This window comes from Sporosarcina sp. Y1011 (assembly GCF_057669885.1).
This window is the reverse complement of sequence record NZ_JBYHFP010000001.1, coordinates 267674-293608: the sequence shown is the minus strand read 5'-3', so window position 1 is coordinate 293608 and position 25935 is coordinate 267674. Positions and strand designations below refer to the sequence as shown.

The window sequence follows — 25935 nt, the reverse complement described above, 5'->3', positions numbered from 1 at the left end:
TACCAACTTTAGATTTTAAATTGAGAGGAATTTAAAACAAAAGGACAGAACTGCAGTCATTTCAATTTCTCAGGAAGAAATAGGAGATTTACTTTTTAACTATATAGTTGTTTTGCAGTCAATTCAATTTTACTATCCACTCTCATATTCAATATGTGATTAAATAGACCTATGTAAATGAACTTTAAATAACATTCGATAAGCCCCTGATGCCGATGACTTCAGTAGAATTTTTACCGATAAAATTTCAGTAAAAATCATCGATTTGAATATTTTTTTAATTAATACATTTGACCTATTGAATAAAAGTAGTTTTGAGGGAAATAAATTAAAACTAAACCACGCATTATATGAGTCAATTCACTACGGACCAAACCTATGTTAATAGGGTAAATGAGAAAAATTAAAAAAAGGTGACCGAAAAACTTCTTTTTATTGTTGAAATATATTCTTTAGATGCCACTTAAAATAAGGCTTATTTTCCTCAAATCGAGCAATCTTCTTTTTCCGATGGATATTATATACTAAATAATCGTTCTCAGGAACAGACGTAGAAATATGTAATCTGCCTTGTCCGTCAAACGCAATATACCCTTTATCGTATAAGGCGTCGTGATTACAACATAATAGTACTCCATTATAAGGATAGACTCTTTCAAGATCAGTACTGTCTTTCCACGGCTTGGAGTAGCTCGCTTGAAGTAAAGCAGATAATTCAATATCACACAAAGCACATTTATGATTCCACAACAGCAATAACTCTCTCCTAAACTTTTGTTGACCCAAACGAATCTTTGATTTCACTTCCGCTTCCGTTTCAGCAATCATTGGAATAAATGTATTGCGCTCTGTACGCCGAACTGTACCAATCGCTAACTCCAGCTGCTCCTCATCCACTTGGTAAATGTTCAAATCACTAATGAGTTCTAATAATTTAATGACCAACTCCTCATTACATGGATATAAATATCCTGAGTTTCCATTTCCATCTTGTTGAAACGGAGAATATTTTATTGGTAAAAGTGGTGAAATTTCATCAAAGTTTGAGTGTACGTTTAGAGGTTTTTCTAGTTCATGATATTCTAATTTCACCAAATAACTCACTCGAGCGTTCATATCTTTGCATTTTTGATGGTTTAGTCGCTGCTCTGCATTCAGTTTTAGCAACACTAATCGCAACAATATTCCCTTTTACATAGTGGAAGAAACGATCACCTTCATTCACTACCCTCATCCGCAACCATGAATGGGGGATCTGCCCTCCACTATCTTGTTGCGGAGACCAAATAACACCTAATTCTTTTTCTTCTCGATATGTTTCTCCTTGCATGACAAAAAAGCTCTTCATATATAGAACACCCCCTAAATAGTAAAACCCCTTAAACCTTTTATACCTCTGCAAGCCTCATTGTATCTCTCGCCATTCTGATTTCTTTGTTTGTTGGGATTAATGGTTCTTTTAAAGTTTTCACGAATAACAATACTGTTTTCGCTGATTCCAGCTGTAAATTAATGATAAAAGAGTTGCCCAATTTTTATATGGGCAACTCTTTTTCACATGTATTGTGGATAATACCCAAAACTAGGACTGAATGTTTAAAACAAAGCACACTGCACTATCCTTCCAAACTTATAATTGCGCAACCCGCATCGTATCTCTGGCAATCATAACCTCTTCGTTCGTCGGGATGACAAGCACTTTTACAGGGGAGTATGGATAACTAATATGTACTTCCTTTCCCTTTATATTATTTAAATCGGGATCTAGGTAGACTCCCATAAACTCAAGGCCTTCTAAAACTTTTTCGCGAATAACTATACTATTTTCACCGATTCCAGCTGTAAATATAATTGCGTCCACACCGCCCATCCTCGCAGCATAAGAACCAATATATTTATGAATTCGATCCGCAAAGACATCTAAAGCAAGCTGTGCACGTGTATTTCCTTTTAAAGCCTCGATTTCAATGTCGCGCAAATCACTCGAAAAACCCGAAATCGCAAGCATTCCTGATTGTTTATTCAACACATCGAGTACTTCTTCAACAGTCTTTCCCGTTTGTTCCATAATATAAGGGATTAGAGCGGGATCTATATTTCCTGAACGTGTTCCCATCGTTACACCAGCAAGAGGGGTAAAACCCATAGAAGTATCGAGCGACTTTCCACGTTCCACTGCCGCTATGCTCGCGCCATTTCCCAAATGACAAGAAATTAGCCGCGTATCTTCAAGTGGTCTGTTTAACAACAACGCTGCACGCTCTGTTACATACTTATGACTAGTACCATGGAAACCGTATTTTCGGATACCGTATTTTTCGTAATACTCATAAGGCAACGGATATAGAAATGAACTTTCCGGCATCGTCTGATGGAATGCTGTGTCAAAAACTGCAACTGCCGGAACGTTTGGTAAAGCTTTGTTAAACTCGTTAATACCTACGATATTAGCCGGGTTATGCAATGGTGCTAGATTAGATAGTTCTTGAAGTGCTGCGACAACATCTTCATTAATAAGCACAGAATCGCTAAATACTTCACCACCATGTACGACACGATGTCCGACTCCGTCAATCTCATCAAAAGAGGTTACGATTCCTTGGCTAATCAGCATTTCAAGCAATATATTTACTGCTTCTGTATGGTTCTTGATACTTTGTTTTAATCCAATTTTACCATCTTCGGATTTCATGGTGAACAATGATTCAGTTTGACCAATTCTATCAATTAGTCCTATCGTCGTTACGTATTCTTCGGGCATTTTGAGAAGCTGAAACTTCAAGGATGAACTCCCAGCGTTTATCGCTAAAATATTCCGCATAAAGTGTACCCCTTTTCAACTGATTTCTTTTGTATCAGACACAATTGTCAGGTTAATAATACTTTATTCATTAGCCCAAATATCAATTTTCTGAAGAAATAACGCCATTGCATGCCTATCAGTCATATTAGGAACTTTAGCAAGAAGAACATCATGTACCACTTTCTTTTCTGGTAGGGGTTTCTGCAGTATTAAAATACTCTTTGCATGAGCCGCATTTTTGAATAATGAATCAGGTAGTTGAATAATTGCTCGGATAATTGTTTTGTTTTTTAAGTACGGATGCAATACAGAAGATTGGTCGGATTCGAACAGATTCGCTGGGACGATGAATAAGCCATGACCTCCCGGTTTTGTGTGCTTCATCGATTGCTCAATAAATAAATGATGTGCATATGCATGTCCCTCAGCGGACATCAATTCATAATTAAGCGCATTTTCATCATCCGGATAGAAACCTACTGGTAAATCACTTACCGTAATATCGACTGGATCTACAAATAACGGTCGCAGTGCGTCTTGAACATAAAACGTAACAGGATGTTCAAGGAGTTCCGCTGTAACCGCAGACAACCTGACAAGTAAATCATCAATTTCAATTGCCGTAGCAGTGACATCATTTTCAATTGTATTCATGACAGTATAAAGCAAATTACCTGTGCCTGCCGCCGGATCTAAAAGTGTCAGACTTTGTTCATCTGATGCTAATTTACCAGCGATATGTCCAATGAGCATCCCAATTGAATCGGGGGTCATCTGGTGATTAGGCTGAACATTTTGCTTCATACCTTTCAAAACAGCTAGCTGAATACCTTTACGGATATCCTCTTTAGTGATTTTTTCTGTTACTTCGGGTTTTATATCGCCTACTAACCACTTTTGGCAGACTTCAACAATCGCTTCTAAGTAAAGCTCTTCCTTAGATTCCGCATATGCATCTATAAATGAAAATATAATTTCCGTATTTGTTTTCATATCTTTATCCCTCAATTGACAAAGCCCACCCGTCTCCGAGTGGGCTTTCATAATTTTTATTACTTAGTTAGTTTCTTTACTGCTAAAATTGCTTTTTCGTAATCAGGATGGTCTGTACCTTCCCCGACATATTCAACATAAGTTACCTTATTATCTTTATCAATAACAAATACTGAGCGCGCAAGCAAACGCAGCTCTTTCATGACAACTCCGTATGCTTCTCCGAATGAAAGATCACGATGATCGGATAGCGTCTGAACATTGTCAATTCCTTCTGCAGCACACCATCTAGCCTGTGCAAACGGAAGATCGGCAGAGATTGTCAAGACTTGAACGTTATCTCCAAGTGACGAAGCTTCTTCATTAAACTTACGCGTCTGTGCTGAACAGACTCCAGTATCGATGGAAGGAATCACACTGATTAGCCTGACCTTCCCATTTGAGTCAGCAAGTGTAACCGGGCTCAAATCGTTTGCAAGCACTGTAAAATCATTTGCTGTGTCCCCTACTGATACTTCTTTACCGAGCAATGTCATAGGATTGTTTTGAAATGTAACGTTAACCATTAATACGCCCCCTTTTCTATGTCTATCTTACTAAATCATAGTGCCTTCTTGCAACTGTTGTCCCTCATTCCGTTTGCGATAATTTATCCGCAACTCTTTTTCATACGAAGACTCATGTTCAACAATTGTGTCCGCAAACAAATCATGCAACGCTTCTTTTTTCGGCATGAATATGACTAGTAAATAAGGAACCAAAAGCATTTTGGAAATGAAACGTCCAATGCCCTCTCTGAAGATTATCGCTCCCCAAGTCAGTTGCCCTCCATCTTTTGATGCAACTCGTATACCCATAATCATTTTTCCTACTGTCTGTTGCAAATACTTCGTCATTAGCATGAAGTAGAGCAACAACAACACTAACACCGTGATTTTATAGGGGCTGAATAAGAAGAATGAAGGGTTTGTTATTTCCCAACCAGCAATTCGAAAAATCGGTTTAATGATAATTCCGCTGATGGCAGAGAGAACAATCAAGTCTATTGTGTACGCCCATAGCCGCGTCCAAAACCCCGCATATTTCGCATGAAAGTGTTCTGTTTCAACAGTTTCATAATCGCTAGGCTGTCCTGTGACAATTGTTTTATCCGTCAGATCCGGTTGTCGTTCAATATATTCCGACATATTTGTCCCTCCTTATCTTTCACCGTATAAATACATCATTCTTGGTGCATTATAATCGTTCAACAACTTACCAATCAATTCTGATTCAATATTACTTCCGAATAGATTTCCAGCTTTCACTCCAAATAAGGATGCCCAGCTGTCTTGAGTTGTATATTCGAAAACTGTTGCATTCTGAAGATTATGATCTTCCTTCATGGCCGCTATTACATCGGTTACTTTACCGTATTCATCCGCAAGCCCAACTTCAATTGCCTGACGTCCATTCATGATACGGCCGTCAGCAACTTTTTTCACTGCCGCTTCGCTCATACCCCTTCCGTCTACAATAATATCGACAAAGCGTTCATAAGAATCATTAATCATTTCCTGTAGCATCGCACGCTCTTCGTCTTTCATTTCACGTGATCCGCTCATGATGTCTTTGTAAGGTCCTGTTTTGATGGTATTAAAATCAATACCATATTTTTCAGCGAGTTTCGCATAATTTACACTTTCCATAATGACGCCAATTGAACCTGTAATTGTTTCTGGATTAACGAAAATCTTATCAGCCGGTGCTGACACATAATAACCACCTGAAGCCGCCATTCCTCCCATCGAAATGTAAAGAGGTGTTTTATTCTCTTGTTGAATTAAGCGAAGAGCATCATAAATCTCTGCTGATTCAACTACGCCTCCGCCAGGTGTGTTCACTTTCAATACCACTCCATTAACGCTAGTATCCTCTAATACCTCATTCAACTGACTCATGAAATATTGATGATTATAGCCCGAAGGTTGAAATAAAGATGACGAGGTCCCTAAGTCTTGAATAACCCCATCGAGTGTGAGGACAGCAATTTTTTCTCCCCCACTACCTTCTTCTATAATCGTTTCTTCATATCCCTCGGATGAAGTAGCCATCATTTCTTCAAAGAAACCATCGAAGTCCCTCGTAAATATGTACGATAATGAATTAATACCTACCGAAACAAAAACTAGTGCCGCAGCGACAATAACTGCAATCCATCGTTTCATTGTCATTTAAATTCCTCCTTTTTTATATCACTATTTTATACGTTACTAGACACCAAAATGTTTCATTACATGCTAAAATGAGTATAACTCATTCGGAAGGAGCTTGTGCAATGACAGATCGGATGAATATCTTTATTTACAGCAAACATGATGAAGTCTCACTTGATAAAAAGTTAAAAGTGGAAGATGCATTAATCCATGAAGGTTTTACTATGACCGAGAGTGATATAGATGCGAATATTATTATTAGCATCGGTAGTGATGGTTCATTTTTACAGGCGGTCCGCAAAACTGGTTTCCGCCAAGACTGCTTATACGCAGGCATATCTTTAACAGCCAAACCTGGTCTCTATTGTGATTTCAATTTCAATAACCTATTTCAAATGACACAAACAATTCGTGCTGCAGAACTTAAAGTAAGAAAGTATCCACTAATTGAAGTGAAAATTGACAATCACCAACCATTCTACTGTTTGAACGAACTGAGTATACGCTCTAATATCATTCGGACATTTGTCATGGATGTCATTATTGATGATAAGCTATTTGAAGTATTCCTAGGCGACGGTCTTATCATTTCTACGCCGACCGGCAGTACCGCTTACAATAAATCCGTCAATGGTGCAGTAGTAGATCCACTACTCAGCTGTTTTCAAGTAACTGAACTTGCATCCGTAAATAACAATAATTATAGAACGCTTGGATCATCGTTCATCATGAGTGGTCAACGAAAACTAAAGCTTCATGTTCACCAGGATGGCAACGTCTTCCCTATAATCGCCGCTGACAATGAAGCACTTGGCATACGCCAGGTCAAAAACGTGGAAATCCGCTTAAGCGACAGAACCGTGAAAACAGTTAAGATGAAAAATAACTCCTTCTGGGAAAAAGTACAACGGATGTATCTCTAGAAAAGCGTAGGGCGCCGTTTAGCCCCGACAGGCGCAAGGCAGTTTGCAAGGAGGGTACTCAAGCCACCTAAGAGGGTTGATGTGTTCAATCCCTCCTTAACCAACTGACCTGTGACCTGAGGGATTGGCGACCATAGCTAGACAACAAGTAAAGCGAAGGTTTAGCACCGACAGGCACAAGACAATAAGTCGTCGCCACTTTAGCCTCTTGATTATCCACTTTTATAGTAATCCCAAATTTCATTAATCTACATTTGCAGAAACTTCTTGCAGCCGCGCTTTTTTCACTTTCACCACTTCTAAAATTTTCGACACAGTAAACAACAGCAACGCTGACCAAATGAAGGCGAATGATAACAAATCAACTCCTCCAAAAGTTTCTTTATAAACGATAACCCCAAGGAATAACATCATCGTTGGTGCGATGTATTGAAGAAACCCTGCCATGTAAAGAGGAATTCTCTGCACTCCTTTTGCATACATAAGAAGCGGCAATGCAGTTGCTGCACCTGTCAAAATCAGCAGAATATCTGTTTTGATAGTTGAATGCAAAAATACGGCATTCCCATCTTTAAACAAAATAATGTAGTAAATGACCGCAAACGGAGCAATGAATAATGTCTCAATTGTTAAGCCGCGTAATGCATCGAGTTTGACTTGTTTTTTGATAAGCCCGTAGACTGCAAATGTAATGCCAAGAGCGAATGCCAGCCATGGGAACGAACCATATGAAACTGTTAAAATTGTAACGCCAGTCGCAGCTAGCAAAAAAGCTACTTGCTGGGACTTCGAAAGTTTTTCCTTTAAGAAAAAGATTCCGAGTAAAACTGAAATTAGCGGATTTATGTAATAACCTAGACTTGCTTGAATAATATAGTCATTATTCACAGCCCATATGTAGATGAACCAATTGGATGAAACAAGTGCCGAACCTGCGAACAATGCCCAAAAATTTCGTTGTGATTTCCAAAGTGCCTTAATGTCTTCTTTTAGATAACGACCATTTTTCATTAGTAATACTACTAATAGAGTAATTACAAATGCCCATACAATTCGACTCATCAGTATTTCGGTACTTCCGACATGTTCGAGACTTTTCCAATAAATCGGCATAATACCCCAAATTAAATAGGAGCCTATCGCCCAAAGAACACCGTTTTTTTCCATTTGCATTACTTAGCCCCCTTTATATTTTGATTTCCGAAATAATCTACTCAGTATAGTCTTTTAGAAAAATTTCGTAAAGAAGATATTAAATATCGGTTTGATATTAATGCAAAATTCACTAATCATAATAAAAACCCCTTTTCCAGTCACGGTTATCCCGTACCGGAAAAGCGGCCTGCTAACAATAATGACTTACTCTTGTTCTTGTTTTCTTAATTCTATACGCATAATTTTCCCGGAAGCTGTTTTAGGCAGTTTATCCAAAAACTCGATTTTCCGTGGATATTTATAAGGTGCCGTTAATGTCTTCACATGCTCTTGTAATTCTCTGATAAGACCTTCTTCATTTTCCCTTTCAGGGTTTTTGAGAACAATGAATGCCTTTACGATATTTCCGCGTACTTCATCAGGACTTGCGACGACAGCACATTCACGTACTGCTGAATGCTTCGTCAATGCATCCTCCACTTCAAACGGCCCAATTGTATAACCAGAGCTGATAATAATGTCATCTCCGCGGCCTTCGAACCAGAAGTAACCATCTTCATCCATTTTTGCCCTGTCACCTGTCACGTAATACTCGCCTCGGAACTGCATCTTTGTTCGTTCAGGATCATTTAAATATTCCTTAAATAACGCGGGAGTCGATACATGTACTGCGATATCTCCAACTTCTCCAATGGCAGAAGGATTGCCTTCATCATCAATAATATCAACTTTATTTCCAGGCGTCGGTTTTCCCATCGAACCTGGACGCGCTTCCATACCAATCATTGTTCCTACAAGAAGCGTATTTTCTGTTTGTCCATACCCATCTCTTACTGATAGAGAAAATACTTTATCGAATATTTCAATGACTTCTCGGTTCAACGGTTCTCCTGCGGAAACTGCACTTCTTATTGAGGATAAATCGTAAGCCTCAAGTTTTTCTGCCTTCGCCATAAATCGATATTCGGTAGGCGTACAACATAAAACATTCACTCGATAGTCTCTAATCAAATTCAAATAGGTTTCTACTTCAAATTTGCCATCATAAATGAGTCCAGTCGCTCCACTACCTAATACAGAGAGGAATGGTGTCCATATCCACTTCTGCCAACCCGGCGCGGCAGTCGCCCAAACAATATCTCCTTCTTCAATACCTAGCCAGCTTTCACTTGTTGTCCGCAGATGGGCGTATCCCCAACCGTGTGTATGTACTACTCCTTTTGGTTTTCCTGTTGTGCCCGAAGTATATGATAGAAAGGCCATGTCTGTACTCTTTGTTTCCGGTGTAGCGAATTCCGTTGATGCAGTCTTCATCAGTTCAGTTAGAGAAAGCTGATCATTCTTTGCCTCCCCGACAACAAATAGCTGAACATCATCCATATTCCTCACTTCACTGAATTGATCGGTAAATGCATCAAATGCTACAATCGCTTTTGCATTGCTATGCGCTATACGATATTCGATATCTGACGACCTCAACATTTCAGAACTTGGAATTACAGCTAGACCCGCCTTGAGTGCTCCGATATATGTAACATACGCTTCAATATTCCGAGGTACCATAACTAATACAACATCGCCTTTTAATAGACCTTTCGATTGAAATACATTGGCGACTCTGTTTGCCGATTCCATTAATTCATCATATGTTAGTTGTTGCTTTTGCCCTTCCGAATTTATGTATATAAGTGCTTTTTTCCCAGTACCTGTTGCATACTTTTCGAACTCACTTACCAGATTATATTCTTCAGGTGCAATCAATTGTTCACGGTTCATAACGATTCCCCCTTATATGTCTAAATTCAGTATACAAATAAACGACCGACAATTCAAAACAAATTTACTAATTCTAAAATGGAATGGTTAAAATGATTGATAAATGAAGATACTATAAAAAAATAGGAAAAGCCATCCCGGAAAAATTACCGGAATGGCTTTTCTATTGATTGTTATTGGTTGTTTCCTTTCATTTGTTCCTGGGCTTGTCGCACTAAGCGCTTTGTAATTTCTCCGCCTACGGATCCGTTGGCACGCGCTGAAGCATCTGGTCCCATTTGCACACCAAACTCTGATGCAATTTCATTTTTCATTTGGTCAAGTGCTTGTCTTACACCTGGTACTAGAAGCTGGTTAGAGTTACCGCTGTTATTGTTGTTCGCCATGATTACCACCTCCTTCTAAGTATAGAATGTGCAAGAAACAGAAATTAATGCACGATTTAGAGTCGGTAAATATTGTTAACTGCGTTAGATGTGATTAGATGGCTTTACTATTGATAATACTGTATAAGCGAAAAGCTGCTTCGGACAATGTCCTAGACAGCTTTTCATTTAAAGTATTATTTTTGGAATCCGTTCATTTGTTGTTGCGCCTGACGCACTAATCGCTTTGTAATTTCTCCGCCGACGGATCCGTTGGCACGCGATGAAGCATCTGGTCCCATTTGTACACCGAATTCTGATGCAATTTCATTTTTCATCTGATCAAGTGCTTGTCGTACACCTGGAACTAGAAGCTGATTTGAGTTGCCGCTGTTGTTGTTTGGCATGTTTGACACCTCCTTCTAAGTATAGAATGTGTAGGAAACAGAAATCGATGCACTATTTAGAGGCGGTAAATACTGTTAACTGCTTAAGATATGATTAAATAGCTTGACCTTTGGTAATACTCTATAAGCGAAAAGCTGCTTCGGACAATGTCCTAAACAGCTTTTCATTTAAAGTATTATTGTTGGGATCCATTCATTTGTGATTGAGCCTGACGCACTAATCGCTTTGTAATTTCTCCGCCGACGGATCCGTTGGCACGCGATGAAGCATCTGGTCCCATTTGTACACCAAATTCTGATGCAATTTCATTTTTCATTTGATCAAGTGCTTGTCGTACACCTGGAACTAGAAGCTGATTTGAGTTACCACTGTTGTTGTTTGGCATGTTTGACACCTCCTTGTACATATAGAATGTACAGAAAAGATAAATTCATGCAGGAGGTATATATGGTAATTTCTTCATCCTCAAAGTAAATCTTCGAATTCGTCTTTCTCTACAAGCGGTAATTCAATCGTGACTCGTTTTTCAATTGCATCAAGTATCATTGGATGAAAATCGGCAAAGCTTTCATAATAAGCGACTTTTTCGAGTTTCGGTTTAGTTTTCGGATTTGAAGAAGAGAAAATTGTGCAACAATCCTCATAGGGTCTTATTGATATTTCATATGTCCCAATACTTTGTGCAATATCAATAATTTCAAGCTTATCTGTCGCAATGAGCGGACGCAAAATAGGGGTCGAAGTAACAGCATTGATGGCTGTTAAGCTTTCTAGTGTCTGACTTGCGACTTGACCAAGGCTTTCTCCTGTGATTATGGCAAAAGCATTAACTTCCTCACGTACTATATCAGCGATTTGAAGCATTACTCTCCGCGTTGTCGTCATCGAAACGTTATCTGGTACTTGTTTGATAATTGCTTGCTGTATTTCAGTAAAAGGAATGATGTGAAGTCGAACAGCAGCACCAAAAGAGCTTAACTTTTCTGCAAGATCCATCACTTTCTTTTTAGCCAGCTCGCTTGTGAATGGAGGGCTGGCAAAATGAATCGCATCAATCGACACGCCACGTTTCATCATCAGATATCCAGCAACCGGACTATCGATACCGCCCGATAACATTAAAAGAGAATGGCCATTCGACCCAATCGGCATTCCTCCTGCACCTTCATATATTTTGGCTGTCAGGAAAGCCCCTTCAATCCTAATATCAATATGAAGGACAATATCAGGTTTTTTCATTTTTACGCCTAGTTCAGGATAGCTTCGCAACACATGCGAGCCGATCTCAAGTTGCAATTCACTGGTCACCAGTGGAAATCTCTTGTCCGTTCGTCTCACTTCAACTTTAAAAGTTTTTCCTGCAGTTTCAGCTGCTCCAATAACCTCTATCGCTTTTTCTTTAATCGCTTCTACTGTCGCATCGCATTTAGCAACCGGACTGAATGATTGGATACCAAAAACATGTGGCAAACGAGTTATTGCTTCTTCCATATCTCGTTTGTCTTCTGCATATAGAAACATACGGTCACGTTCAGGTTTTATGACGACTGTTTTTAAATCACTTAGTGCATCTTTAATATTATTACGCAACTTCTTTACGAACACATTCTTATTCCGACCTTTTAAAGACATTTCTCCGTAACGAATTAATAGTTCATTCCATTCCATTACTTATTTTCCCCCTCCAAGTAAATCCATGAACTTTGCAAATACTTGCTTTAGTTCTATGACTTCTTGTTCTACATTATTTTTCCCAAAACTGATGCGAATTACTCCATTTTTGTATTTCCCATTGACACCTATTGCTTCTATTACATGTCCCGCACTATTGTCTTTTGAGGAACATGCACTCGAAGTAGAAACGGTAATGCCGTTTTCTTGAAAGAAATTAACAGCTACTTCACCTTTTATTTTATAAAAAGCGATAGATAATATATGTGGTGCTCCCTTTTCCGGTGCAAGTATAAGAACTTTCTCAAATTGACCTATAAAGTCAATTAGTTGCTCTCTCCACTGTCTGAAGTCTTGACGTTCTGTTTCAACCGAACTAATCCGTATCGCTTTTGCTAACGCCACAGCGTCTGGAACGGAAACTGTACCGCTACGAAGACCATTTTCCTGTCCGCCCCCATAATTTATCGCCTGCGGTAATTTACCTTTCCTTAAAGCAAGTAAGCCCGAACCTTTTAAACCATTTATTTTATGAGCTGAAATTGATATTGCATCAAGACCGTCATTTTCAATTGAAACCGGCAATTTCCCAAAACTTTGGACCATATCTGAATGAAATACAGCATTAGAATGCTCCTTAATGATTCGTGCACATTCGGCTATCGGTTGCACAGTCCCAATTTCATTGTTGACATGCATGATACTGACAAGAATTGTATCTTTCCTCAGCTTACTTTTCAACTCATCAACAGATATCATCCCTTGTTCATCAACTGACAAATAATCCACTTCAAATTTCTGTGACTCTAAATATTCCATTGAATGCAGAACTGATGGATGCTCAATTTTTGTCGTAATCAGGTGATTCCCTTTGGATTGCAAAGAACGGGCGAAACCGATTATAGCTAAATTATTCGCCTCCGTTCCACCCGACGTAAATAGGAGCTCTCCATCACTTACACCCAGTATTGACAAAATTTGTTCTCTTGAACGTTTAAGAAGTGCTTCGGCTTCCTTTCCAGCAAGATGCAATGAAGCAGGATTTGCATAAAAACGTTTATTTACTTCCATGAACGATGTCAGTACGCCTTCATCTGGGGCTGTCGTTGCGCTATTATCAAAATAGATCATTGGTGTCTTCCTCTCAAGTGAAACAATTATGTGCGTGACAAAGCCACCTGCATTAAATGCCGGTGGCTATTTTTCTGTAATTCATAATCTTACCTTAGACATGTTCTTTTACAAGTTCCTCAATTCGTTTCATTGCACCAGGTTCTATTTCTTCAACGGCTGTTGCCGCTTCTTCCAATGCTTTTGCGTAGCGAAACTGTCTGAAAGATTCTTCAGCATTCAGCAGTCGGCTATGCACTTCCGGATTTGAGGCACGGTATCTGTTTCCATATTGAATAATCCATTCAATAAGCAACACGTTTTCTAACATCTCTTCTACCTTTTCGCTAACATCACGTACAGCTTTCTCAGCGTTCTCCAAATACGAATCGACAAGCGTCATATTCAGCGGTACTTCCTGTAAACTTTGTGTCACGATATAGATTTGTTCATCTGCCTCTTCGAGACGGGCTTCCATATCGTCCGGTATTCCCGGTATATTTCCTTTATGGAGCATCCGATCCGCATTTTGTAATTTACGTGATAATTCGTTGAGTTTAGTTCGTACATTGTTCTCATCAATTCGTAAGTTTTTCATACGATTTGCAAGATTTGCTTGTTCATCGGCTATTTGTTCAAGTACATCGGAAATTTGTTGTAATTCTTCCTGTAAAATTGAATAGGCAGAAGCACCCCCCTCAACACGTGAAGTAAGTACTTCAAATTGTTTCTCAAGACTGGTCAACTCATTAAGCGATTTTTGTGGAATTTGGGCTTCCTTTTCATCCAATCGGTAACTTTTCTGAACAAATGCCGCCTCATCCGACGTTTCTCTTGTTAATGTGGTTATTTCATACAGCCTTTCAGCAATCTGATTGTAATATTCATCTACGTAATGCTTTGCATTCACTTCATTTTCAAGCGCATCATAAAATGAATCAATTTGGTCATTCATTTCAGCTGCGCGCTGTTGTACAGATTCAATTTGAAGCCCTGCCATTTTCGACAACAATTCTTCTATTTCGAGTTCAATTGCACTAAATTTTTTCTTTAAGTCAAGATGTTGTAGATAATAGGATTGCTCTTCCATCTCTCTCGTCCCATTTCGAAGTTCTCGAATCGATGCTGGAATTTTACTTTGCAGTTCCGAAAGTAATGATGGAATTTCATGTATCAGTGAAAATACACGATTTCCTTTTACGGCCAATGAAATAACAATCTCACGAGCTAATAAGTAATTACCATTAGCAGTCAACTCATCATATTCTTCAAACTTCGAATTAAATGATTCCAGCTCCTTTTCAAGCGGATTCGCCGTCATTCCGAATGAGTGTTGGTGAGCAAGAACTGATTTGCGAGCTGCACGATGCTGTTCTTTTAGTTTTTCCATCTCAATACGATTTTTCTCTTCACTGCCGACAAGCTCGTTCAATTCAAATAAGATATCATTCATTTTTTTATCACAGAAATGAATGTTCTCCCGGATTTCTTTTTCCAGCAGTGTGGCTTTCTTAAAACGGAAACGATCAACCATATCTTCGACATCAAATAAGAGCGTGTCGATTTTCGGCATATGTATATCCATCAATTCTGTCCATTCAGTCCGCCACCGTTCAAATTTTTCTTCGGTTTCGCCTGTCATGTTCAATTGTTTCACTTTCGTCATCTCTTCTAAAATCGGTTTGTGCTGAATCTGTAATTTTTCCTGTTCCAATCGACCGATTTCTTGGATATGTTTACGCCTGAATAAGAAGGCGATTGTCGTCAATATGATTAGTGCGATAATAGCTATGATGAAGGTTTTCATCGTGGTCCCCCTGTCCGAGTCGCTGTACCATGATATTATCCTATATAGTACCACGTTTAAAGACAATTGGTTGCGAATATGTATGATTTATAGCGAAAAATCTGTTTCCCCCTCAAATAATCAACAAAGTTTGTTTATAATCATCTAAATATGTATACTGAATTTTATTATTCACTAAAAGGGGTGCTCTAATTGTTTCAAGAAATAAATTATGCTACCGATTTAAATCTGAAATATAAACAACTGGCAGGTCAATTAGATGCATTGCTGACCGGAGAGAAAAACGTCTATGCCAACTTGAGTAATGCATCAGCCTTGCTGAATCAATTTTTAGACCGTATCAATTGGGTAGGTTTTTATTTGATAGATGACGGTGAACTCGTACTCGGTCCATTCCAAGGTCTTCCAGCATGTATTCGTATTCCTCTTGGAAAAGGCGTCTGCGGAACCGCGGCCGAAACGAAAGAATCCATTATCGTAGCTGATGTCGAGGCTTTCCCTGGACATATTGCTTGCGATGCAGCTTCGCAGTCTGAAATTGTCATTCCAATTGTGAAAAAAGACGTTATTTTAGGCGTTCTAGATGTCGATAGTCCTGAGTTGAATCGCTTCACTGAACAAGATCGGTTGGGCCTTGAACTATTTGTAGAAACCCTTGTAAAACATCTTTGACCATTTAACTGCTTTGGTTACCGTACATTCGGTCGCCAAAGCAGTTTTTTCAATTTAAGCTTGTTCAGTAATTGCTGCTTCCATTATCGAGAATGCTGATTTGAGATCAGCTATGAGATCCTCAGCATGTTCAAGGCCAACTGATAGCCTCAACAATGAATCCGTGATTCCCATTTGCAGCCGTTCTTCCACAGGCACAACTGAATGCGTCATCGTTGGAGGATGCTGAATCAGTGTCTCTGCATCTCCGAGGCTGACGGCAATTTTAATAAGTGAAAGGCTATTCATAAACAGCTGTGCCCCTTCTTTTCCACCTTTAACGGTAAATGAAATCAGGCCGCCTCCTGCACGCATTTGACGTTTTGCTATGTCATATTGAGGATTGTCTTCATCAAACGGGTAATAGATTTCTTCAACAAGTTTTTGCTCTTTTAAAAAAGCTTTCAATTTTTCCGCATTGGCAGAATGACGCTCCATTCGAACCGACAATGTTTTCAAGCCACGGATTAAAAGCCAAGCATCAAAAGGTGAGATAATGCCACCAAAATCTTTTTGAACGGACATTCTGATTGTTTCTATTTCATCTTTATCCGCTCCAACGAGAAGACCAGCTATAACATCACCATGGCCATTAATATATTTAGTTGCGCTGTGCAAAACGAAATCCACACCAATATCTAGGGGATTTTGCAGATAAGGTGAAGAGAAGGTATTGTCAACGACTACGCGAAGCCCATGACGCTTGGCAACATTGACGACCGCATGAAGATCTACAAGTTCCATTGTCGGATTGATAGGCGTTTCAATGTATATACAGACCGTTTCAGGCTTAATAGCTCGCTCAATCTCTTCTTCAGTACCCATCCGAACCAAATCATGTGTAATTTTGTATTTCTGATTCAACATGCCCAGAAGTCCAAATGTACAACCATAAATACCGCGCGAACAAAGAATATGATCTCCGGATTTTGTCAAATGAACTAAAATTGTGCTTACAGCCGCCATCCCTGAACCGAACGCAAGTGAACCTTTTCCATTCTCAAGTGCTGTCATGCGCTCTTCTAGAACACGGACGGTCGGATTGCCCAGTCTTGAATATATATTACCTTCTTCAGCACCTGAAAAACGGTTCTCGCCTTGCAATGCTGTTTCAAATGAAAAAGTCGATGTTTGGTATAGCGGAACTGCCAAACTACCTTGGTGCGCCTTATCATCATACCCTTCATGGATGACGATCGTATCTTTATGCAAATTCTTATCGCTCATTTTATTCCCCCCCTAGTTTATCGCCGCTCACATTTCCCCTCTTAGTTTACCATTTAATAGTAGTCAAGAAAAGGATCCACACGTTGGATCATTAAACACATGTTGATTTCCACCATTACATCCAGTTAAATATAACACTCCATCCATAATATTCGGAAAGTTATCACTAATTTGTTTGGTCTATCGAAATTCGTCAAATGATAACGCATCACACAATCACTTTTATAATCTATTGTATGAAAGTTCAAATAAGTATGATTTCATTCTAAACCATTCGAACTATGGATGCTATTTCTTCATATGAATCATTTTACTTATTTTCATTTTCATTGATGATGCTTGACTCTTAGATCTATACTTGTTATGATGAAACTTGTGTAAAATAGTTGCAGCAGTTGTGTGTTTCAGGTTGTCCAGTCTATTCCTTTTACAAGGTGCATCGAGTAACTTCCTGGCTGCGGAGGCGAGGATGCAAGATAATAGAATGGCATTTGAATTGAACACATCTGGTTCTTATTTTACAACAAAATAAAACCAACAATAGAGGAGGAGTCTTTCATGGCTCGTTATACAGGTCCATCTTGGAAACTTTCCCGTCGTCTTGGGATTTCACTTACAGGCACTGGAAAAGAAATCGAAAAACGCCCTTACGGCCCGGGACAACACGGTCCTAACCAACGTAAAAAACTTTCCGAGTACGGAATGCAATTAGAAGAAAAACAAAAACTCCGTTTCATGTTTGGCGTAAACGAACGTCAATTCAAAACGGTTTTCAACAAAGCTGGTAAAATGCCCGGTAAACACGGTGTTAACTTCATGATTCTTCTTGAGACTCGTCTTGATAACATTGTATACCGCATGGGTCTTGCACGTACACGTCGTGCATCTCGCCAACTTGTTAACCACGGCCATATTTTGGTTGATGGAAAACGCGTTGACATTCCTTCTTTCAGCGTTAAACCAGGACAAGAAATTTCTCTTCGTGAGAAATCTCTAAACCTTGATGTTGTAAATGAAGCGCTTGAAGTGAACAGCTATGTTCCTGAATACGTTACATTTAACAACGACACGAAAGTCGGTCAATTTGTTCGTTTCCCTGAGCGTAGTGAACTTGCTGCAGAAATTAACGAAGCACTTATCGTTGAATTCTACTCACGTTAATTAATACTTGCTCTACAAAGCAATATCTAAAACCCCGGAAGTTGAGTAACATCAACGATTCCGGGGTTTTTTTATTTATTCACAATGAAAATGCAATTTTCCCACAAACTGTAGCACTTATTCATATCTTTTCCATGTTTACTTCGATTTGATTATGTAGAGTATGAATGTATAACGACAAAGGGAGTGCTAGTGGAATGGATATTAATAATAAAGTGCAGAGTGAATTAGCAGAAATCAATAACGAAACAAAAGACGAGATTTTGGAGAATTTCAATCGATTCAAGCAATATCTATCAGGTAAAGTTGAATTAGGTGAAAATATGGGGTTAAGCGAGGAAAAACTCACAAAAACAACAGAGTTAGTTGCAAATTATTTAGCAAAACACGAAGACCCTCGCAACCGTGAAGAAAAAGTGCTAATGGAACTTTGGAAATCTGGTTCTAAAGAGGAGCAAGGGATGCTTGCCCATATGCTCTTGGAAATGGTAAGAAGAGATTAAATTTGGTTATAGACTCACTTTATTAAAGTCTAAAACAACAACATTCGACCTGTCCATTATGGATTGGTCGATTTTTTTATTCAACGGCAACTCAATTACTTAATTTTTCAGAGTATATACTTCCCAACTAATAAACCATGATATACTACGATATAAGAGGTGTTTAAATATGAAACTTATTTCGATTTGTCCTAGCAACACCGAATTGCTTGCTTATCTCGGTCTCATTGATCAGCTTATTGCAATTGATGACTTTTCCGATTGGCCAAGCGAAATCAATACTTTACCGAAGCTAGGGCCAGACTTATCAATCGATATGGATAAACTAGAATTGTTTGATCCTGACTTGGTTCTTGCTTCCCTAAGTGTACCCGGTATGGAAAAGAATATTGAAGAGCTTGAGAAACGTCAAATTCCTCATATCGTATTGAATCCACAAAGTTTGAACGATATCGCGGATGATCTATTATCTGTTGGTAAAGCTTGTGGTATCGAAGAACATGCTCTCCAGATAAAAGCGGAATATATATCATTCATAAAGCAAATGGAAGAACGGGCAAAAACAGTTGAGTTTACCCCTACCCTATATTGGGAGTGGTGGCCGAAACCTGTATTTACACCCGGTGAAGTAAATTGGTTGACTGAGATTAGTGCCATTGCCGGTGGTCTGAACGAGTTCCGGGACGTTGAATTAGCGAGTGTCCAGACTGACTGGGAAGATGTGTTGAAAAGAGAACCTGATTATATTCTTCTCGCTTGGGTCGGAGTGCGGACTGATAAAGTAAAGAAAGAAGTCGTTTTAAAACGACCAGGATGGAAAGAACTTGCTGCGGTTAAAAACGACTGTATGTCAATAATGGAAGAAGAATTGTATTGTCGTCCTTCTCCGCGATTACTTGAAGGAGCATTGAATTTAGCGAAAATGATTCATCCTGACACATATGAAGATTTGGAGTTACCTAAATGGATTACCTATGTATGAATTACAAAAGGCTGTTTTCCTAATTATTAGGAAAACAGCCTTTTGGTGGTCTTCATTCATACCCATAATTAAACAAATTTCACCATTTTATAATTTTTCTTACCGCGTCTAACAATTGTAAATGCGTCATCCAGACGATCTACTGCGCCTACTTCGTGAGCCGTATCCGTCACGCGTTCCCCGTTCAATGAAATCGCTCCGTTAGTCACATCTTCACGTGCTTGTCGTCGAGATGGTGACACACCCGCTTCAACAAGAAAGTCTACGATGTTTTTGTCTTCCTTAGCCATATCAAAGGAAGGAACATCTTTAAACGCGTCTTTCATTTCAATCGCAGTAAGTGTTTTCAATTCACCGCTAAATAATGCTTTTGATATACGGATTGCTTGGTCTAATGCATCCTGTCCGTGAATCAGCCGCGTCATTTCTTCTGCCAGTCTCAATTGTGCTTTGCGTAAATGCGGTTCTTCTTGAACGGTAATTTCAAATGCTTCAATTTCTGCTCGCTCCATGAATGTGAATATCTTCATATATTTAACGGCATCGGCATCTGCTGTATTAATCCAGAACTGATAGAATTCGTAAGGAGAGGTTTTTTTCGCATCTAGCCAAACCGCTCCACCTGCACTCTTACCAAATTTCGTTCCATCTGCTTTTGTGACAAGTGGAATTGTGATTCCGAATGCTTTCACTTCTTCTTCATGCGTTTTACGAATCACTTCAAGCCCAGTCGTAATATTACCCCACTGATCTGATCCACCAACTTGGACACGACAACCATAATTGTTGAACAAATGATTAAAGTCAATTCCTTGAATAAGCATATAAGAAAACTCAGTAAAGGAAATACCACCCTCAAGGCGTGATGCAACATTGTCTTTTGCGAGCATGTAATTGACACCTAACAATTTTCCGTAATCACGTAAAAAGTCGATTATACTCATTGAACCGATCCAGTCATTGTTGTTCACCATTTGTGCACCATTATCCGAATTGAAATCAAAAATCTGTTCCATCTGTTTTTTAATTGACGAAACGTTTTTATCTATCTGTTCAGTAGTTTGTAGCTGTCTTTCTTCCGAGCGGCCTGATGGATCTCCAATCATCCCCGTAGCTCCACCGACAAGTAAAATCGGACGATGTCCATGCATCTGAAAACGACGAAGTGTGAGCAGTGGAACGATATGTCCAATGTGCATACTGTCTGCTGTTGGATCAACACCACAATAGAGAGATATTTTTTCTTTACTCAGTAAATCTTCAAGACCCGCTTCATCTGTCTGCTGGTACAATAAACCTCTCCACTTTAAATCTTCCATCAATTTTTCTTTCATTCTATTCCCTCCTAAAATTAAAAAAGCCCCTACACGATTTATAAAAAAATCATGCAAGGACGTTAATTATGTATTAACGCGGTACCACCCGGCTTGAGAATTACTTCTCCACTTAAAAACGCAATATCACCGCGTAAGCGTCACACTCCAGAGCTGTAATTCATGTATGGTAAACCGGGCAACTTTCACCAACCGCTGCCTCTCTAAACGGTGCTACCAACACTACTTCGACTCTTTCAAGGTGTGAATATATATATAACCATCATTCTAAACGAAATCGAGAAGTTGTCAAACATTTTCGGCTTGCAATTATTGATATTTGACATAACAGGATAGATTACAATTCAATTTTTCTAGATATATTTTGTTTTTTTCACACAAATGAAGATAATGGGATCATTATTTGGTAGTTCCTACAACGGTTGGAAGTGGTTCAAATTATAAATATTATCGCCCATACCAATAACCAAACCGCGATACATCCAATTCCAATAGTCTTCATCATTTTCTTTGTAGTTATTAATCTTCTCTATCATCTCTTTTGATAAGTATCCTGTCGCATTAAAGCTCTTAATGTAGTAAATACAAAAAAGCATTTGCTTATCGGTTAAATCATCCGACTCCATAATGGCTTCTTTCGGTTGCATTCTTTTTCTTTTTAGTTGCATCTTTATTTGATGGACCTCTTACCCAAGCTTCGCGACTTTTTCTACTCTTTAACGTCCCGAGTTTAACATCATACTTCTCAGCTAATACAACAAGCGTTATTTTTGTTGTTTCCCATTCTTTCTGTATTTCTTCCCAATTAGGCACATCACATCACCGTCCACCTCCGTTATTTTTAGGCATAGAAAAAGCACCCCGTGGGATGCCTAGGCTTAATAATTGCTACACCATATACTTCTTGCATGCATCAATCATTTCCGTCAACGGGTTCGCACTTCGTAGCTCCGTCCACGGAATTGTAGCGTCTCTGCTTTGTTCATACGCTCTACTCTTAGTAACAGGGCCATTGGTGCATAACGTAATTTCCCAATACCACAGTTCTTTCGGGGCATCGGAAAAACTAAACAAACTTTTGCGTTCAATCTCCACTATATGTAAAGTGGTGTTGTAAGTAGTGTGTTTCAACCTCTTCACCCCCATTACAACATTCGCCAAGTAAGGTATAAATCCTCTATACCAAGAGTAAAACAGCAAGGGTTATTTTTAGGCATGAAAAAAGCACCTCTACGATGCCTTAATGTGTATTATTCTTCCTTATATTTGCTCATACTTCCCGGCATTTCATAAACGAACCGCAGTAACATCTCAGTGAAATCTAGCAATTCTACCGCATCTTCTTTATTGATGCTAGATAGTTCATGGGTAGCTTCGTTACCTTTTTTCTAATATGGTCTACCCACTCTCTGCTATTGGGTGGAATATAGTTATTATCAGTTAAAAAGGTCACATAGAATGCGAAGTTTTTCCCAAGGTCTGCACCTTTAGAAACTGATACATTCATTAAAAGTTTGCGGCAAGATAAAATCGATGAAGTAAAAGCAGCTACTTTAATACAATTCCTCGCTTCTGTGTATAATTCATTAATATCAACCGGCAAGTAATTAACCTCATTACCATAAGTCGGTCATGGTAATTGTTCTTAGGTTGTTGTATTTAAATAAGTCGGCCTATTACATGTCGGGCAAATATATATTCGAACAGATGCTGATTGATCTTTCAAATAATACAAATTTGATGGTCCAGATGTTTTCCGCAATATCCACAATGATACGATACACCCAGAGTACCAGATGAAGTATTATACCAATGTCCCGATAACATTTTCATAATGCATTACCCGCTCAATGACATCATTCGGCAAATAAGGTCATAAATCCTTTAATATCACTCGTATGTATCGGGGCTGGTAAGAGGGGTCATGTCGCAGGCTCCCCCTCATGTATGCAAACTTCGTAAGGTTACCATAAGGTGCGTTCTTTTAAAAATTTGTTTATCTCGTCATGCTTTATAACATGCCTTTTGCCTTAATTTCTTTTAACCAATCTGGAAACTCCGTCAGCAATTTGTCATATAGCTCATCATCCGAGATTTTCTTAATATCGGCGACCTTAAAGAAATCAGCATTGTCAACGTATCGTCCACTTAAATCATCTAGCTTTTGAAGGAATTTAAAGTTTTCTCTACCTATCCCAACAAATTGCCAGAAGATAGGCTGATTTGCAGACTCGCGGACGACTCGTTCAGTTTCTGCTCTGTCAAAGTTGTCCCCATCAGTTATAAAGAAAACGAATGTTGGATGGGTTGGCTTTACACCAGTTTTAACATCTTCTTTTTTCTTACCAAACAATCCACCTAACAAACCCTTCTTGGCAGACACTGCTCCATATTTGGCTACAATAGCTTCCATAACAGGCGCATAGTTCGTTCCACCACCTACGCCCATTTTCTTATCTTTTACGAACGTGGTGTGATTTGCTTCAGTTGCTGAACCAATATAAGTTGAGTTGGTATTGAACTGAAATACATCAATTTCTTGGTTAGCATCCATGTTCATTCCAATACCCAATAAGCGCTCCACAAGCTCCTGTACAGTCCCGTTACCATATAGTGAGTGCATAGATCCTGACTTATCAATTGCCAACACGATTTCCGCTTTGATACCAGTCAGTTTTCTCTTTTCTAAAACGATTCCAGCTTTTTTCGTTAAATCGATTAAATTACTCATTTCTATCAATCTCCTTTTTTCATTTCGTCTGTATACTATTAATATTGCACTAATTGCATTGGTAGTTCAAGAGGATAGTTGATCAGTTTCGCCCAAACCGACTTTTCCCCGATACCTCTCATACTCATGCCTTGTGCGGTGTGCGGTATATAACACTGACGCTCTCTCAATGAAAAAAATGAAAGAATGTCCGCCAATATTATCTTCTCTTCCTTCGTTTTAAACAAATGCTTATTATTAATGTCATCCTCTTCCCTCAATTGCATTTCAATATCTGGAATCAAATCAATAATTTCATACAACCTACGCTGATAAACAGCCTTTTCATTGACCCCTCGATAAGTGTTCGGTTGTCGTCCAGTAGTCATCCATTCAAGCGAATAAGTCATACTATCATTCATGCTGTTGAACTGCTTCAAATCATTCATTTAAATAGGGTTTTCTCTAACTATTTGATCCGCACGCTTCTTCAAATCCTGCCTGCCCTCGATATACTCCAGCACCATTTTATCTACCCCACTCAACATGAAATCCCCTCCTGGTTGTGAAATTCTCGCAATTTAGGTACAAAAGTTGTAATCATTAAAAGGCAACAAAAAAGAGGACAACAAATGACACAGCGCAATGCTGTAATCATCGTTGTCCTCTGGTTGGCCAGGGGGGACTATTTTAAATAAATAAAACCAAAATATTCTCCTTCTTTAAATCTCATATAGGGTATTTCGATAAAACCTAACCAGTATTTATAGTACATCGTTACATATTTCCTCTTAGGTTTCTCGCTGGGCAGCTGGACACTTAAATATGAATCCATTTGATAACATAATTTCTCGTTATCTATAGTCTTGTAGGTAATTTTCGTTTTAATATTTCCAATTAGTTCTGGGTGATTTGGAGTTCCTAATGGTACTAAATTATAATTATCAGGTAGCAACATGTCCATTGAGAATTTTTTACTCCACTTCAAATCATCATACCCGTCTTCTGTTTCAATAAAGACACTCACCGCTATATTATTTGATACATTTTGAATAACAAGAAACTCAACTCTGAATGAATCTCCCCACTCATTATGAATTTTTTCAAAACGATAATGACCTTTATCCATCACTTGTAGTCCGGGTTTAAAAGGTTATTCTTTTGTAATATATGATTTTGTTAACTTCTTTACCTGGAGTATCGGTCTGTTATTCTTTTTGAGTGTAGACTTATCTCTTAAAGCTGAAAAAGTGAAAGTGAAGATAGCGGCTATTAATACCAAGTAATCTTTACTTTGAATAATTAATTCCTTTACAGATTCCATCAAAACCTTTCCCGTCTAACTTTCCCTTTATATATAACACTCCCATGTTCCGGCAATTCTCTCAATTCCCAATCCCCTCCGAAATAACCACCACACAGTTCATTGGTAGCTCCATTATACCAATTACTACCAGTAGTGCATCCGTATTAAAAGCAATGCCTTTATTCATCAGGACCCCTCCTTGTGTTATAATTCAGTCAGCCAGAAGGGTGGAATCCTGTCTTTTTTATTGCCCGAAAATACCCGTTCCTCTATCCTTAATCGCGCCCGCTTCTGCCCTATCAACAATCAGCAGGGTAATCTCCAAACTTCTTCGATTCATCGCCCTAGCAATCTTTGAAAGACTTGCCCCGTTCTCCCACATTGCATAGAACTTGTCCAATTCCCTTTGCTTAAATATCAGATTCACTTTGATCCGCTCATCATCGAAATGATAATACATACCCTTCCCCCGTTTGTAGTAATTACTTTGAAACAAAACGTCTTGCATACCGCAACTGCTTCCAACTATATGGATCATCCTCATTTCCACCAGACGCCAGCCAATCTCCAGTGCGCCTTTCAACATCTTTTAGTACCTCGAATGGTATCTGTTCTACTAACTTTATTATTTCTTCAGATGCGGTCACTAGGTTATCTCCTTCGTGTATTCAATAGAATTATTAAAGTCAATACTAAATCGGTTTATCTACTATAAAAACTCTTTGTTTATGACAATATTATGAAATCACTATTTCTTTGCATAATTCGACACTCTATACACTTTGAGTAGGCTAC

30 protein-coding genes, 1 pseudogene and 1 other annotated feature are annotated in these 25935 nt (G+C 38.8%); of the genes and pseudogenes, 5 read left to right on the top strand and 26 right to left on the bottom strand.

The features are described from left to right. Positions 1 to 432: 432 nt before the first annotated feature. From AC25Y5_RS01495 to sppA, 6 genes and pseudogenes are all read right to left on the bottom strand, one after another. Positions 433 to 1348, bottom strand: a pseudogene (locus AC25Y5_RS01495) (HNH endonuclease). Between the two features lie 282 nt (positions 1349 to 1630). Beyond that, positions 1631 to 2821: an acetate kinase gene (locus AC25Y5_RS01490; protein ID WP_488138768.1), complete on the bottom strand. Its 1191-nt coding sequence runs from the start codon at positions 2819 to 2821 to the stop codon at positions 1631 to 1633. 63 nt (positions 2822 to 2884) lie between these two features. Beyond that, positions 2885 to 3796, bottom strand: a complete 912-nt coding sequence (locus AC25Y5_RS01485; RefSeq protein WP_488138767.1) for a class I SAM-dependent methyltransferase — start codon at positions 3794 to 3796, stop codon at positions 2885 to 2887. Positions 3797 to 3855: 59 nt separating this feature from the next. Then, positions 3856 to 4362, bottom strand: a complete 507-nt coding sequence (gene tpx, locus AC25Y5_RS01480; protein WP_482099790.1) for a thiol peroxidase — start codon at positions 4360 to 4362, stop codon at positions 3856 to 3858. 30 nt (positions 4363 to 4392) lie between these two features. Then, positions 4393 to 4983: an RDD family protein gene (locus AC25Y5_RS01475; RefSeq protein ID WP_488138766.1), complete on the bottom strand. Its 591-nt coding sequence runs from the start codon at positions 4981 to 4983 to the stop codon at positions 4393 to 4395. A 12-nt stretch (positions 4984 to 4995) separates the two neighbouring features. Further along, entirely contained in the window at positions 4996 to 6009 is a 1014-nt protein-coding gene (sppA, locus tag AC25Y5_RS01470; protein WP_488138765.1) for a signal peptide peptidase SppA, read from the bottom strand. A 104-nt stretch (positions 6010 to 6113) separates the two neighbouring features. Here sppA and AC25Y5_RS01465 point away from each other — a divergent pair, with 104 nt between their 5' ends. Beyond that, positions 6114 to 6914, top strand: a complete 801-nt coding sequence (locus AC25Y5_RS01465; protein ID WP_488138764.1) for an NAD kinase — start codon at positions 6114 to 6116, stop codon at positions 6912 to 6914. A gap of 243 nt (positions 6915 to 7157) precedes the next feature. Here the strand turns inward: AC25Y5_RS01465 and rarD are convergent, their stop codons facing one another. The 8 genes from rarD to ezrA all read right to left on the bottom strand — a co-directional run bounded on the left by rarD (position 7158) and on the right by ezrA (position 15206). After that, positions 7158 to 8087: an EamA family transporter RarD gene (rarD, locus tag AC25Y5_RS01460; RefSeq protein WP_488138763.1), complete on the bottom strand. Its 930-nt coding sequence runs from the start codon at positions 8085 to 8087 to the stop codon at positions 7158 to 7160. Positions 8088 to 8273: 186 nt separating this feature from the next. After that, entirely contained in the window at positions 8274 to 9845 is a 1572-nt protein-coding gene (gene mbcS, locus AC25Y5_RS01455) for an acyl-CoA synthetase MbcS (protein ID WP_488138762.1), read from the bottom strand. 173 nt (positions 9846 to 10018) lie between these two features. Further along, positions 10019 to 10231, bottom strand: coding sequence for an alpha/beta-type small acid-soluble spore protein (locus tag AC25Y5_RS01450; RefSeq protein ID WP_482099796.1), 213 nt, complete (start codon positions 10229 to 10231; stop codon positions 10019 to 10021). Positions 10232 to 10407: 176 nt separating this feature from the next. Further along, entirely contained in the window at positions 10408 to 10617 is a 210-nt protein-coding gene (locus tag AC25Y5_RS01445) for an alpha/beta-type small acid-soluble spore protein (protein ID WP_488138761.1), read from the bottom strand. Positions 10618 to 10793: 176 nt separating this feature from the next. Further along, complete coding sequence (locus AC25Y5_RS01440) at positions 10794 to 11003, bottom strand: alpha/beta-type small acid-soluble spore protein (protein ID WP_482099798.1); 210 nt, start codon at positions 11001 to 11003, stop codon at positions 10794 to 10796. Positions 11004 to 11083: 80 nt separating this feature from the next. Next, the gene (gene thiI, locus AC25Y5_RS01435; RefSeq protein ID WP_488138760.1) at positions 11084 to 12286 is read right to left on the bottom strand and encodes a tRNA uracil 4-sulfurtransferase ThiI; all 1203 of its coding nucleotides are present in this window, start codon (positions 12284 to 12286) and stop codon (positions 11084 to 11086) included. A 3-nt stretch (positions 12287 to 12289) separates the two neighbouring features. Then, on the bottom strand, positions 12290 to 13420 hold the full coding sequence (locus AC25Y5_RS01430) for a cysteine desulfurase family protein (protein WP_488138759.1): 1131 nt from the start codon (positions 13418 to 13420) through the stop codon (positions 12290 to 12292). Positions 13421 to 13514: 94 nt separating this feature from the next. Beyond that, entirely contained in the window at positions 13515 to 15206 is a 1692-nt protein-coding gene (gene ezrA / locus AC25Y5_RS01425) for a septation ring formation regulator EzrA (protein WP_488138758.1), read from the bottom strand. Between the two features lie 192 nt (positions 15207 to 15398). Between ezrA and AC25Y5_RS01420 the strand changes: the two genes are divergently transcribed. Further along, on the top strand, positions 15399 to 15878 hold the full coding sequence (locus AC25Y5_RS01420; protein WP_482105044.1) for a GAF domain-containing protein: 480 nt from the start codon (positions 15399 to 15401) through the stop codon (positions 15876 to 15878). A 54-nt stretch (positions 15879 to 15932) separates the two neighbouring features. Here the strand turns inward: AC25Y5_RS01420 and megL are convergent, their stop codons facing one another. Further along, positions 15933 to 17144, bottom strand: coding sequence for a methionine gamma-lyase (gene megL / locus AC25Y5_RS01415; RefSeq protein WP_488138757.1), 1212 nt, complete (start codon positions 17142 to 17144; stop codon positions 15933 to 15935). Between the two features lie 558 nt (positions 17145 to 17702). Here megL and rpsD point away from each other — a divergent pair. The 3 genes from rpsD to AC25Y5_RS01400 all read left to right on the top strand — a co-directional run bounded on the left by rpsD (position 17703) and on the right by AC25Y5_RS01400 (position 19790). Next, positions 17703 to 18305 carry a 30S ribosomal protein S4 gene (gene rpsD, locus AC25Y5_RS01410; protein ID WP_482099804.1) on the top strand — a complete coding sequence of 201 codons (603 nt, stop codon included), beginning with the start codon at positions 17703 to 17705 and terminating at the stop codon, positions 18303 to 18305. Positions 18306 to 18502: 197 nt separating this feature from the next. Beyond that, complete coding sequence (locus tag AC25Y5_RS01405) at positions 18503 to 18808, top strand: DUF3243 family protein (RefSeq protein ID WP_488138756.1); 306 nt, start codon at positions 18503 to 18505, stop codon at positions 18806 to 18808. Positions 18809 to 18977: 169 nt separating this feature from the next. Further along, the gene (locus AC25Y5_RS01400) at positions 18978 to 19790 is read left to right on the top strand and encodes a cobalamin-binding protein (protein ID WP_488138755.1); all 813 of its coding nucleotides are present in this window, start codon (positions 18978 to 18980) and stop codon (positions 19788 to 19790) included. Between the two features lie 68 nt (positions 19791 to 19858). Here AC25Y5_RS01400 and tyrS read toward each other — a convergent pair whose 3' ends face one another. From tyrS to AC25Y5_RS01345, 11 genes are all read right to left on the bottom strand, one after another. Further along, on the bottom strand, positions 19859 to 21124 hold the full coding sequence (gene tyrS, locus AC25Y5_RS01395; protein WP_488138754.1) for a tyrosine--tRNA ligase: 1266 nt from the start codon (positions 21122 to 21124) through the stop codon (positions 19859 to 19861). Between the two features lie 52 nt (positions 21125 to 21176). After that, positions 21177 to 21373, bottom strand: a binding site (T-box leader). Positions 21374 to 21537: 164 nt separating this feature from the next. Further along, positions 21538 to 21771, bottom strand: a complete 234-nt coding sequence (locus tag AC25Y5_RS01390; RefSeq protein WP_488138753.1) for a hypothetical protein — start codon at positions 21769 to 21771, stop codon at positions 21538 to 21540. Continuing rightward, positions 21737 to 21937, bottom strand: a complete 201-nt coding sequence (locus AC25Y5_RS01385; protein WP_488138752.1) for a hypothetical protein — start codon at positions 21935 to 21937, stop codon at positions 21737 to 21739. Before AC25Y5_RS01385 ends, AC25Y5_RS01390 begins: the two co-directional genes overlap by 35 nt. 75 nt (positions 21938 to 22012) lie before the next feature. Further along, entirely contained in the window at positions 22013 to 22255 is a 243-nt protein-coding gene (locus AC25Y5_RS01380; protein WP_488138751.1) for a hypothetical protein, read from the bottom strand. 119 nt (positions 22256 to 22374) lie between these two features. Next, positions 22375 to 22452: a hypothetical protein gene (locus AC25Y5_RS01375; protein WP_488138915.1), complete on the bottom strand. Its 78-nt coding sequence runs from the start codon at positions 22450 to 22452 to the stop codon at positions 22375 to 22377. Between the two features lie 2 nt (positions 22453 to 22454). After that, entirely contained in the window at positions 22455 to 22727 is a 273-nt protein-coding gene (locus tag AC25Y5_RS01370) for a hypothetical protein (RefSeq protein ID WP_488138750.1), read from the bottom strand. A gap of 408 nt (positions 22728 to 23135) precedes the next feature. Next, positions 23136 to 23855, bottom strand: coding sequence for a VWA domain-containing protein (locus tag AC25Y5_RS01365; RefSeq protein ID WP_488138749.1), 720 nt, complete (start codon positions 23853 to 23855; stop codon positions 23136 to 23138). A gap of 38 nt (positions 23856 to 23893) precedes the next feature. Further along, on the bottom strand, positions 23894 to 24256 hold the full coding sequence (locus AC25Y5_RS01360) for a hypothetical protein (protein WP_488138748.1): 363 nt from the start codon (positions 24254 to 24256) through the stop codon (positions 23894 to 23896). A 263-nt stretch (positions 24257 to 24519) separates the two neighbouring features. Further along, on the bottom strand, positions 24520 to 24963 hold the full coding sequence (locus tag AC25Y5_RS01355; protein WP_488138747.1) for a hypothetical protein: 444 nt from the start codon (positions 24961 to 24963) through the stop codon (positions 24520 to 24522). Positions 24964 to 25384: 421 nt separating this feature from the next. After that, positions 25385 to 25600 (bottom strand): hypothetical protein, encoded by a 216-nt coding sequence (locus tag AC25Y5_RS01350; RefSeq protein WP_488138746.1) that lies wholly within the window; start codon positions 25598 to 25600, stop codon positions 25385 to 25387. A 22-nt stretch (positions 25601 to 25622) separates the two neighbouring features. Then, positions 25623 to 25787, bottom strand: coding sequence for a DUF6877 family protein (locus tag AC25Y5_RS01345; protein ID WP_488138745.1), 165 nt, complete (start codon positions 25785 to 25787; stop codon positions 25623 to 25625). Positions 25788 to 25935: the final 148 nt, after the last annotated feature.

Bases quoted from the DNA above. Each gene is read 5' to 3' on its own strand.
- ezrA (WP_488138758.1), bottom strand. From the start codon at position 15,206: ATGAAAACCTTCATCATAGCTATTATCGCACTAATCATATTGACGACA.
- tyrS (WP_488138754.1), bottom strand. From the start codon at position 21,124: ATGAAAGAAAAATTGATGGAAGATTTAAAGTGGAGAGGTTTATTGTAC.
- AC25Y5_RS01360 (WP_488138748.1), bottom strand. From the start codon at position 24,256: ATGAATGATAGTATGACTTATTCGCTTGAATGGATGACTACTGGACGA.
- mbcS (WP_488138762.1), bottom strand. From the start codon at position 9,845: ATGAACCGTGAACAATTGATTGCACCTGAAGAATATAATCTGGTAAGT.
- AC25Y5_RS01400 (WP_488138755.1), top strand. From the start codon at position 18,978: ATGAAACTTATTTCGATTTGTCCTAGCAACACCGAATTGCTTGCTTAT.
- AC25Y5_RS01450 (WP_482099796.1), bottom strand. From the start codon at position 10,231: ATGGCGAACAACAATAACAGCGGTAACTCTAACCAGCTTCTAGTACCA.
- rarD (WP_488138763.1), bottom strand. From the start codon at position 8,087: ATGCAAATGGAAAAAAACGGTGTTCTTTGGGCGATAGGCTCCTATTTA.
- AC25Y5_RS01445 (WP_488138761.1), bottom strand. From the start codon at position 10,617: ATGCCAAACAACAACAGCGGCAACTCAAATCAGCTTCTAGTTCCAGGT.
- AC25Y5_RS01405 (WP_488138756.1), top strand. From the start codon at position 18,503: ATGGATATTAATAATAAAGTGCAGAGTGAATTAGCAGAAATCAATAAC.
- thiI (WP_488138760.1), bottom strand. From the start codon at position 12,286: ATGGAATGGAATGAACTATTAATTCGTTACGGAGAAATGTCTTTAAAA.
- tpx (WP_482099790.1), bottom strand. From the start codon at position 4,362: ATGGTTAACGTTACATTTCAAAACAATCCTATGACATTGCTCGGTAAA.
- AC25Y5_RS01430 (WP_488138759.1), bottom strand. From the start codon at position 13,420: ATGATCTATTTTGATAATAGCGCAACGACAGCCCCAGATGAAGGCGTA.
- AC25Y5_RS01485 (WP_488138767.1), bottom strand. From the start codon at position 3,796: ATGAAAACAAATACGGAAATTATATTTTCATTTATAGATGCATATGCG.
- AC25Y5_RS01475 (WP_488138766.1), bottom strand. From the start codon at position 4,983: ATGTCGGAATATATTGAACGACAACCGGATCTGACGGATAAAACAATT.
- AC25Y5_RS01390 (WP_488138753.1), bottom strand. From the start codon at position 21,771: ATGCAACCGAAAGAAGCCATTATGGAGTCGGATGATTTAACCGATAAG.
- rpsD (WP_482099804.1), top strand. From the start codon at position 17,703: ATGGCTCGTTATACAGGTCCATCTTGGAAACTTTCCCGTCGTCTTGGG.
- AC25Y5_RS01365 (WP_488138749.1), bottom strand. From the start codon at position 23,855: ATGAGTAATTTAATCGATTTAACGAAAAAAGCTGGAATCGTTTTAGAA.
- AC25Y5_RS01490 (WP_488138768.1), bottom strand. From the start codon at position 2,821: ATGCGGAATATTTTAGCGATAAACGCTGGGAGTTCATCCTTGAAGTTT.
- megL (WP_488138757.1), bottom strand. From the start codon at position 17,144: ATGAGCGATAAGAATTTGCATAAAGATACGATCGTCATCCATGAAGGG.
- AC25Y5_RS01465 (WP_488138764.1), top strand. From the start codon at position 6,114: ATGACAGATCGGATGAATATCTTTATTTACAGCAAACATGATGAAGTC.
- AC25Y5_RS01350 (WP_488138746.1), bottom strand. From the start codon at position 25,600: ATGTATTATCATTTCGATGATGAGCGGATCAAAGTGAATCTGATATTT.
- sppA (WP_488138765.1), bottom strand. From the start codon at position 6,009: ATGACAATGAAACGATGGATTGCAGTTATTGTCGCTGCGGCACTAGTT.
- AC25Y5_RS01440 (WP_482099798.1), bottom strand. From the start codon at position 11,003: ATGCCAAACAACAACAGTGGTAACTCAAATCAGCTTCTAGTTCCAGGT.
- AC25Y5_RS01355 (WP_488138747.1), bottom strand. From the start codon at position 24,963: ATGGATAAAGGTCATTATCGTTTTGAAAAAATTCATAATGAGTGGGGA.